The organism is Anabaena lutea FACHB-196 (genome assembly GCF_014698305.1).
Lineage (GTDB): Bacteria > Cyanobacteriota > Cyanobacteriia > Cyanobacteriales > Nostocaceae > Anabaena > Anabaena lutea.
This window is the reverse complement of sequence record NZ_JACJST010000011.1, coordinates 183,063-192,306: the sequence shown is the minus strand read 5'-3', so window position 1 is coordinate 192,306 and position 9,244 is coordinate 183,063. Positions and strand designations below refer to the sequence as shown.

Annotated in this window: 8 protein-coding genes; 5 read left to right on the top strand and 3 right to left on the bottom strand. The window is 38.5% G+C overall.

Annotated features, from left to right (window positions below; all coding sequences use genetic code 11):
* Positions 1–289: 289 nt before the first annotated feature.
* A complete protein-coding gene (locus tag H6G59_RS13965; RefSeq protein ID WP_190715328.1) occupies positions 290–1,933 on the bottom strand; it encodes an NYN domain-containing protein in 1,644 nt (547 codons plus the stop codon).
* Between the two features lie 413 nt (positions 1,934–2,346).
* On the opposite strand from H6G59_RS13965, the gene H6G59_RS13960 reads away from it, so the two are divergent.
* The 5 genes from H6G59_RS13960 (at position 2,347) to H6G59_RS13940 (ending at position 5,236) form a co-directional block, all read left to right on the top strand.
* The gene (locus H6G59_RS13960) at positions 2,347–3,249 is read left to right on the top strand and encodes an alpha/beta fold hydrolase (protein WP_190715326.1); all 903 of its coding nucleotides are present in this window, start codon (positions 2,347–2,349) and stop codon (positions 3,247–3,249) included.
* Positions 3,250–3,352: 103 nt separating this feature from the next.
* Complete coding sequence (locus H6G59_RS13955) at positions 3,353–3,754, top strand: ribosomal maturation YjgA family protein (RefSeq protein ID WP_190715323.1); 402 nt, start codon at positions 3,353–3,355, stop codon at positions 3,752–3,754.
* Positions 3,755–4,142: 388 nt separating this feature from the next.
* Positions 4,143–4,358 (top strand): DUF2997 domain-containing protein, encoded by a 216-nt coding sequence (locus tag H6G59_RS13950; protein WP_127056617.1) that lies wholly within the window; start codon positions 4,143–4,145, stop codon positions 4,356–4,358.
* Positions 4,359–4,397: 39 nt separating this feature from the next.
* Positions 4,398–4,781, top strand: a complete 384-nt coding sequence (locus tag H6G59_RS13945) for a DUF1257 domain-containing protein (RefSeq protein ID WP_127056618.1) — start codon at positions 4,398–4,400, stop codon at positions 4,779–4,781.
* A gap of 2 nt (positions 4,782–4,783) precedes the next feature.
* On the top strand, positions 4,784–5,236 hold the full coding sequence (locus tag H6G59_RS13940) for a ferredoxin (protein WP_190715321.1): 453 nt from the start codon (positions 4,784–4,786) through the stop codon (positions 5,234–5,236).
* Between the two features lie 296 nt (positions 5,237–5,532).
* On the opposite strand, the gene H6G59_RS13935 is transcribed toward H6G59_RS13940, so the two are convergent.
* Positions 5,533–8,493 (bottom strand): pentapeptide repeat-containing protein, encoded by a 2,961-nt coding sequence (locus H6G59_RS13935; RefSeq protein WP_190715318.1) that lies wholly within the window; start codon positions 8,491–8,493, stop codon positions 5,533–5,535.
* A 167-nt stretch (positions 8,494–8,660) separates the two neighbouring features.
* Positions 8,661–8,945 carry a YiaA/YiaB family inner membrane protein gene (locus H6G59_RS13930; protein WP_127056622.1) on the bottom strand — a complete coding sequence of 95 codons (285 nt, stop codon included), beginning with the start codon at positions 8,943–8,945 and terminating at the stop codon, positions 8,661–8,663.
* Positions 8,946–9,244: the final 299 nt, after the last annotated feature.

Here is a 9,244-nt window from a genome sequence, read left to right as displayed (position 1 = left end):
CCCCATCTCCCCATCTCCCCATCCTCACAAGGGTAGGTATTTTACATTGTCGTGAGGGCTAGACTTGGTGGACAAGGAAGGACAGTGGACAAGGGAGGAAACACGTACAAAATCATATTCTCTTAGTAACAAAAAGACCATTGTGCGGAGAAAATCTTCCTTGTCTACTTTCCCTCCTTGTCTTCCTAGTCCTGCCTTAACAGATAATATTAAAAACCTACCCTTGTCAGATCTCCCCATCTCCCCATCTCCCCATCTCCGCGTCTTTGCGTCTTTCTGAGGCTGGGGTTTAACGTATAGCAACTTCCCATTTTCTGTCTGTTTGCTTTAGCTGCAAAGAACTGCAAGACTGTAAAAATTTCATATAAGTAGTATTTATTTTTAATTCTTTGATTTGCTCAGTGATGGTTTTACCATATTCCTGATTAAATTTAGTGCCTAAAATGCTAATATCAATGTATTTTGTAGGATAGTTTTTTGTTAATTCTTCCAGCAGTTTTTTGAGTGCTGACTCCAAATCTGCTGAAGAATTGATACTAGATAAAAAATTAGACTGACTATTACTGCTATTAGATGCACTTATTTCCCATTTTACTCCGTTTTGCCTAAGTTGGAAAGAACTACAAGACCGCAAAAATTGTACATAACTACCACTAATTTGTAATTCTTTCAGTTGTTTAGTAATGGAAATACCATATTCCCGATTAAATTTACTGCCTAAAATACTAACATCAACATAGCCGTTAGCTGATGCTATAATTAATGTTTCTAGAATCCTGTTCAGTGCTTTTTCTAAATCAGCTTGGGAATCAATACTCTTGATTAGACCGTTGTGAATATTTAATGTATTTTCTGCTTCATCATCCACAAGATCAATTAGATTTTTATCAAAAACCGTCACATAAAAATCAGATGAATCATCAACTTTATGAACTACAAAATCAGCCGGATAACGAGTGAAGATATCTTTGGGTTTTTTACCAGGGAGATGAGTAGTAATCACTTGACTCATATTGATTTTATGTTTGGTGTTCAGCAACTGAAATACCTTAGAAACCTTTACCCATTGATTCCCAGTAGATTCTTTTTCATCGTTAATTAAGGCTTTGAGAATCTGAACTAATGAAGGGATTTCTGGTAAAGGTTTAACGCAATGGGTTTTAGTTTCTCCGGTAGAGCTATTGAATAAATTGATATTTTCTCCATGCTGACTAACTTGATATACTATTAGTCCATGTTGCTGTAAATTGTTGCATAAATTGGTCATCACTTTATCTGATGAGCAAACCAAAACTTCTTTCGCATTGCGGTAGCGTTCATGAATTGAGGAGCCAAAAGCAATCATTTTGCCATCGGCATTGTCTCTACCAGCAGGGACATGAATCAAATCATAACCGCGTTCATGTAATTCTGCATCTAGCTTGCCGCGATTACTCCAATTAGCAAAGGCAATTTTTACTTGAATTGGACAATTACAAATTGTTGTGAAAAACTTTTCTGTACTGCTATTAATTTGTAAATTTTCAGCATCTAAAAGTAAAACGGCTATTCCTACTGGCTGTAAAGATGGGGCAAATGTAGAATGTAATGACCCATTGAACGCAGATGTTACAGGATTGAGTTGCCGAATCTTAGTGATTAGTTCTAATAAGATTGGTGAATTAAAGGCTTCAGTAACAACAATGGCTTTCAGGTATAATTGCAGCTTGTGCAACAACTCTTCCCAACCTTGAGTTTGGCTGAGTAATGCCGTAAACTTTGCACTCAAAGCCGATTGATTAGAATTACTTTGCCATTGAACTTTTCTATACTTTTCCAATAATAATTCTGGCTGCTGTTGTTGAATAGCAATGATTGCTTGGCAGACATGAGCGGCAATTTGGTTTAACAGGGCAGAATCATAGGTAGTCAGCGATCGCTCATTATTTGGCATGGCTCATACATTAGAGTAAGGCATCCTGGCGGAAATCACCATTAAAGCTGGTAATTTATATCGTGTCTGCTTTAATACTTATACTATCAGTCAGCCTGGTAATAGGTGATGGGTAACTGGTCATGAAAATATAATTATTACCAATTACATATTACCGATTACCCATAAATGTTTTATAAGTCATTGACCAGACAAGATATTACTCATTTTAAATCGAGTGCAGAAACTCACTGACTTCAGTAAAATTCCTTAACCAATATTTAACTGTGCATATTCCAGCCCCAGATAACTTTTACCACAATAAAGGTATCTAATTCACCAAATTTGGGAATATAGGGTTTGATGAAGATTTAAGTCTTCTAGCCGTCTGGGCATTGCGATCGCTATATTTAGCTTTTAGATTCATTAGAATTATGATCCAGTACATTAAAACCTCCCGTCTCAACATCGCCTATCACAGTTATGGTGCCATTGATGCACCAACTATAATTCTTTTACACGGCTGGCCTGATGATGCACTGACTTGGAATGCAATTGTCCCTGCATTAGTAAATGAAAACTACCGCTGTATCACACCATTTCTGAGAGGTTGCGGTTTGACACAGTTTCTTGATACTCAAACCCTACGTAGCGGACAACTTGCAGCCTTGGGACAAGACCTAATTGAGTTCATTGAAGCTGCAAAAATCGGTTCCGTACATTTGGTAGGTCACGACTGGGGCGCACGCATTGCCTACAATATAGCGGCTTTACGCCCCGACCTTGTACATACTCTTACCACATTGTCAGTCGGTTATGGAACTAATAATCCTGACCAGACACTTTCCTTTGAACAGGTGCAACAATACTGGTATCAATGGTTTTTTGCTACAGAACGGGGACGTGCCACCTTAGCAGCAGATAGACGGAGCTTTACACGCCAGCTATGGCAATTGTGGTGTCCTACCTGGCGTTTTAGTGAGACTGAGTTTGAGACTACTGCACAATCATTTGATAACCCAGACTGGATCGATATCACTATTGACTCATACCGCAGTCGTTGGGGCAATTCTCCTAATGACCCTGATTACGATACTATTCACCAGCAACTGATGTCTGCACCTAAAATTTATGTGCCAACAACGGTACTGCACGGCGGTGCTGATGGTGCAACCTTACCAGAAACTAGTGCCAACAAAGAACATTTTTTTGAAAAAGATTACCAGCGATTTGTGATACCAGGAGTTGGGCATTTTATCCAACGGGAAGCCGCCCAGACTGTAATTGAAGCCATACTTACCCGCGTACAGAGCATAGTACAACACGGCGTAAGTTAAGCAACCATTAAAAATACCGAAAAAGCCTGTTTAATGTACTTTTTTAATTTTTAATTGTTAATTTTTAATTCCGAGAAAGCGGTACTAGTACCCACCAGAAATAATGCCACTACTTACAAACATTCGCAGCCGTTCCATTCTTTCTTTGGCTATTATTCTCCCCATTGGACTTTTATACAGCCACTATCGCTATTCTATTTGGTGGTTGAACCAAGAGGTAGGAGGGATTTTTTATGAGATATTTTGGTGCTTGTTCGCCTTTGTGTTTATTCCCACTCGCCGAGCAGTTTGGCAAATCCCTATATGGGTATTTATAATTACTTGCTTATTGGAGTTTATGCAATTGTGGCATCCACCATTTCTAAATTGGGTACGTTCATTTTGGTGGGGAAAAATGTTAATCGGTACTGCTTTCACTTGGGCAGATTTTCCCTATTATTTTATTGGCAGTGGGTTAGGATGGCTGTGGTTGCGGCTGATAATTCGGGGAGCAAAGCTAAAATAAGTCGTTTTACCGATAAATTTGCTTCTTAGCGATAGTTTTATGCCAATGGTAATGATAACTTATTTCAATAAGTTTTACTATTTTTTTATCTTCTTCTTTATGTCTCTATGGGCTGCAATCCTGATTTTTAAGAGTTTTTACAGATAGCTGTCCTCAGTGATATTGACCTTGACTAATTCATCAGGTTAAGGGAAACTTACTAATAACTGATGTGCCTACTGATAAAAATAATAATTTTTGTAAAGATTCTGAGATATATATTTTGAAAGATGGAACATTAGTTAACAAATGGCAAGTTTGTATCTAAATCTGTTCCTACCGCTAGATTTTGAGCAACTTTACTAAAGCAGTAAAGTTCAAGAGTACTATCGAGGTTGGCTTTCACAGCATGGAGACATTAGAATTCATAATTTATCCAGACGGTCGGGTACAAGAGAAAGTCACTGGTATTGTTGGGGCTTCTTGTGCTGAAGTCACGGCGGCCATAGAGGCGCAGCTGGGACAAGTACTGAATCAGGAGCCAACCTCAGAATTTTTCGCCACCAATAATAACGTGCAGGAATCTGGTGTAGCGAATACGCAAACCGCGTTTAGCGAATGGTAAGTTTTCCAACTAGTTTATTGTCATTCATTCACAACCACCATGTCACACTTTAGCCAAATCAAAACTCAAATCCGTAACCTTGAATCCTTGAAAGACGCGCTCACTGACTTGGGTATAGACTGGAAGCCAGGCCCACAAGAAGTACGCGGTTATCGTGGCCAAACCCATCCTGCTGAAGTTACCATTGAGCAGGAAAATGGTTATGATATCGGTTTTAGATGGAATGGCAAAGAATACGAATTGGTAGCTGATTTGCAATATTGGCAGCAAAACTTGTCTGTAGATGGATTTTTGCGCCAAGTAACCCAACGTTATGCTTACCAAGCAGTGGTGAAAGAAACTGCGCGGGTTGGTTTTCAAGTGACCGAACAACAAAAAAATGAAGATGGTTCGATTCGCTTAGTTGTACAGCGCTGGAGTTAATCATGTCTGATTTGCCGCAGTCACCAGAAGCAGAAAATAATCGTTCCGGTTTAGAGCCAGAATTAGGGGGTTTTTTACGAGACGACCTGGAACGTTCTGGTTTAGAGCCGGAACTAGGGGGTGTGCTGCGGCAAAAAGGCGTTTATGTAGATGAAATTACCTGCATTGGTTGTAAGCATTGCGCCCATGTTGCCCGTAATACCTTTTATATTGAACCAGATTATGGGCGATCGCGCGTAGTTCGCCAAGATGGGGATGCAGAAGAGGTAGTTCAAGAGGCGATAGATACCTGTCCAGTTGATTGTATTCACTGGGTTGATTACACCGAATTGAAAAACCTAGAAGAAGACCGCAAGTTTCAAGTGATTCCTGTAGTTGGTTATCCAGTGGAACACGCTGTAGCAGCTACTGAAAAACGCCGGAAGAAGCAAAAGTTAAAAAACAAACAATCTTAAAATTTAAATATCAAGCAATTAACATTTCATGAGGCTGGTTTTAAATTCCAGCCTTTATTTTTATATTTCTCGTTCCCATACTCTGTATGGGAATGAATTCCAGGAAGACTCTGGCTTCCGTTTTAGTCGAGTCAGAGACTCTATCAAAGCATTCCCAGTCTGGAGACTGGGAACGAGATAAACAATCTTCAAATTTAAATATCAAGCAATTAACATTTTCTGAAGCTGGTGCTATTACCAGTCTTTTTTGCATTTAGTCAACTGAAGTTAAACCCAACTGAAGACGAAAATCATGATCATAAAATTGCTTCTTCCCAGTCGGTAGCTAATTTCACTTGATCTGGAAGTAAGTTTTTTGCGCGCCTGAAGTTTGCACCACTAAGGTCTGTTTTAATGAGGTATGCGTCACTGAGATTTGCGCCTCTGAGGTCTGCGTCACTGAGATTGGCGCGATTGAGGTATGCACCACTGAGATTTGCGCCTCTGAGGTCTGCGTCACTGAGGTCTGCGCCTCTGAGGTCTGCGCGATTGAGGTTTGCACCACTGAGGTTTGCGTCACTGAGGTCTGCGCGATTGAGGTTTGCGCTAAAGAGGTTTGCACCACTGAGGTTTGCGCTAAAGAGGTTTGCGTCACTGAGGTTTGCACCACTGAGGTTTGCACCACTGAGGTTTGCGTCACTGAGGTCTGCGCCTCTGAGGTTTGCGTCACTGAGGTTTGCACCACTGAGGTTTGCGTCACTGAGGTCTGCGCCTCTGAGGTCTGCGCGATTGAGGTGTTGACCTACTATTTTGAGGAATTCACCAATCTCAATCATATTGCTATAGCTAATGATGCGATGTAGCAAATCCTGGTCTATGTCACTATCTGACAGATGACATGGATGAAATGAGATTTTGTCTTTTAACTCATCTTTGTCGGGAGCATAATTATGTAATTTAAATAGGAGAATTAAAACATTTAACCCAGTATAAATATCAACTTCTCGCAGTCCTATTTTTTTACCATATTTGTGCAACTGCATCATTTTATTTTGGGGCAAATTTTCTTGATATTCTTCATCAATTAAGTTATTTCTGTATGCATTGATGAATTTACCAGCACACCAGTCATAATAAAAATCTTGCAACCTAGTAAATAATCTTAGCAATTCCTCTGATGTCAATTGCTCACGCCTATCAAGCAGAATTAACCCTATTAAATACTGGACAATTTCTCCTGTAAGTCCACCATAACCGAATAAGTCATAAATTTCTTCTTCTAGTTGTTTTTTAGCAAGCTTAAACCGCCAGCGTTGTTTTTTTTCTTCTCCTGCAATCCATTGTTTACAACTATTTTTTAAACGTTGAGCAAATAAAAATTCACTAAAACTTTTATGAACAAATTCTACTGCACCTTCTTTAACTCCATTAGCAGAAGCTGACTTTAAATAAAACGCTGCGAGAGCATTTCGTAGTGGGTTATCACCTAATTTTCTTTGTGCATCTTCGAGGATTTCTTTTGCATCTTCATCACATCTTAATCGTTCATTGATATGTTTAATTAAAGTATATTCTCCCCCAGTTTGAATAACACACAACCCAACTTCAGCTAAAATTCTTTTTAAAGCTTCTGTTTCTAAAGCAGTAATTTCCTTATTCAATTCTTTAGAACGCTGTTTTGTTAATACCCAATCTACAGTCTTTTGATAAATCGTTATTTTTGCTTGATTACTACTCACTCCAGTAAACATGGAATCTGTTATTTCTCCATCTCGGTGCATTGCTGCTAACAGATACAGTAATAAGGGTTCTTGTGCTAATATTTTTACTTGTTCTGGACAGCTATCGGATTTCAAAAATTTACCAAAAGTTAGAGATTTATCTTCACCAAATTTCCGTTTCCACTTTTGTAACCATCTTTTTTGAAATACTTCTTTCATCAAACATATTTCTACCCTAGCTAAATTGTGGGGAATAAATCTTTCAATTCCTTGTAAAGCTGAGTCTCTCCCCGTAATTAAAAACCGATGTCCCATTTGGGAATTATTATCACAACTTTGTTGTAAATCACCGATTTGTTTAAGAAATTCTTCTATACCTTTGGTAGAACTTCTCTGCATTCTTAACTCATCAAACCCATCCAACAAAAATAAAAATCGAGTATTAGCATCTGTTAACCAACCATCATCACCTTCAGCAAAATCTGCATTCACGGCTGTGCGGAGAGTCTGTTTAATATCGTTTTCAAAAGTGCTGATATCTCGTAATCTAATTAAAATTGGTGTCCAAACAGGATGTAAGTTTTGGTGTACCCATTCCGCAAACACCCGACAAAATACACTTTTACCTCTACCTGGCCCCCCTTGGATAAACATCACCTGATTTTGTTGCTGAGAATTAGGATTAATTAATAAATCCTTAGCCCATTTTTCTAAAATCACTGGACTTTGTTTAGGATTGGCATTTTCTATCACTTTCCCGTTACTATCTAGCAGTTCAGCTTGCAGAGGTACATAGAGGTCGGGAATAGTCAAGTCTTTTTCACCTAAGATTTGCCAACGTTCCTTAATTACAGTATTACTAGACTCAGGTGAAATTTGGTCTTGGATATAAGAGTTAATTTTACTATATTTAGTATTTTTGATTTTTTCTTGTGCTGCAATAAGATTCTGGTTTAAAATTTCAGACAAACTTGATTTACTTTTGATTTCTTGGCTGATTAGTTCTGCGATACAATTTAGAGTACCCCAACCAACCCAACCAGTAATAATTTCTGCTGTGTATTTATCAATTCCGGCTTTTTCTAAATAACTAGATAACTGCCGTTTTAAAATTAAGCCTAAATGCGATTCTGTAAAATCAGTTAATGCCTGTTTTGCTAATTTTGCATCTAATTCCAGTTTTCCTAATTCAGTAATTTCTTGTTGTATCTCTACCCCTGATGCAGCGTTATTAAATCTTTTCTCTAACCAATAATTCTTTCTCACTAAATTATCAAAACTGCTAATATAAGCAAGAGGAACAGCAAGGGCTACCCATTCTTCTAACTGGCTCTTTCTGTTATTTGAGATTGACTGTAACCATTTTCCTCCCAGTCCAATCAATGGGATACTAGCTATTGTTGCTGTTGTCACAGGAGCAGTAGCAATAGCAGTAGGAACTACACCTAATGCTATGACTAACCCCGCAGCGGCTGTAGTAATATCTGTACCTAATTCAATTTTCTCTCCAGTGTCTGTTACTTTTTGCCAAATCTGCTTAATGTTAGGAATTGCCATTTTGTTATACAAATTTGCTGTATTAATAATTATTTACTAGTTAATTTTAGTATTAATTAGCTGCACCAAATTATAAAAATAAGTTTAAAACAATAAGCAAATTTTTAGGATGCATTACGTTGTCGTTAACACACCCTACTATACTCGAATCTAAAATTGTTATGCCTTCATTTAAGAATGAGAGGATCATGTTGTGAAAGCAACTTCTCAACTTTGGCCTCGTCAATTCTAGAAGTTAGCCTTCTGGATTCGTGCAAGTCTCTAGTGGTTTTTGCCAAGGTGAAAGTTGAACCTACAGAAAAAGCTAAACCCATACCCATAAAGCCTTTTACCCAATTATCTACAGGTAAATTGACAATGCCAAAACCTGTCATAGAAATAGACATAATAAAAGCTGCCCAGGTTTGAATAATCCAAGCATTGCTGTCTTTTTGTGGGCTAAATGTTTGCATATCTTCCCCCCTAACTAAGTACTGTAAGCACAATTTTATGAAGTGGTCGAAACAGTGGTAATAGTAACTGACCAGTTCCGCAACTGTACTTAATAACTGAAGTTAAAAATTCCTCAAATTCAGCAAATGCTGCTGAAAATTTTGTACCAGTTTGGCAAGTGGCATAAAAATTATGAATTCGTAATTCGTAAACAGGGAACAGGGAACAGGGAATTCTTATTTTTCCCCGCGTCCCCGCGTCTCCGCGTCCCCCCATCTCCCCATCTCCGCGTCCCCGTGTCCCCGCGTCCCCTCATCTC

Coding starts and splice junctions, on each gene's coding strand:
- H6G59_RS13965 (WP_190715328.1), bottom strand. CDS start 1,933: ATGCCAAATAATGAGCGATCGCTGACTACCTATGATTCTGCCCTGTTA.
- H6G59_RS13960 (WP_190715326.1), top strand. CDS start 2,347: ATGATCCAGTACATTAAAACCTCCCGTCTCAACATCGCCTATCACAGT.
- H6G59_RS13955 (WP_190715323.1), top strand. CDS start 3,353: ATGCCACTACTTACAAACATTCGCAGCCGTTCCATTCTTTCTTTGGCT.
- H6G59_RS13950 (WP_127056617.1), top strand. CDS start 4,143: ATGGAGACATTAGAATTCATAATTTATCCAGACGGTCGGGTACAAGAG.
- H6G59_RS13945 (WP_127056618.1), top strand. CDS start 4,398: ATGTCACACTTTAGCCAAATCAAAACTCAAATCCGTAACCTTGAATCC.
- H6G59_RS13940 (WP_190715321.1), top strand. CDS start 4,784: ATGTCTGATTTGCCGCAGTCACCAGAAGCAGAAAATAATCGTTCCGGT.
- H6G59_RS13935 (WP_190715318.1), bottom strand. CDS start 8,493: ATGGCAATTCCTAACATTAAGCAGATTTGGCAAAAAGTAACAGACACT.
- H6G59_RS13930 (WP_127056622.1), bottom strand. CDS start 8,945: ATGCAAACATTTAGCCCACAAAAAGACAGCAATGCTTGGATTATTCAA.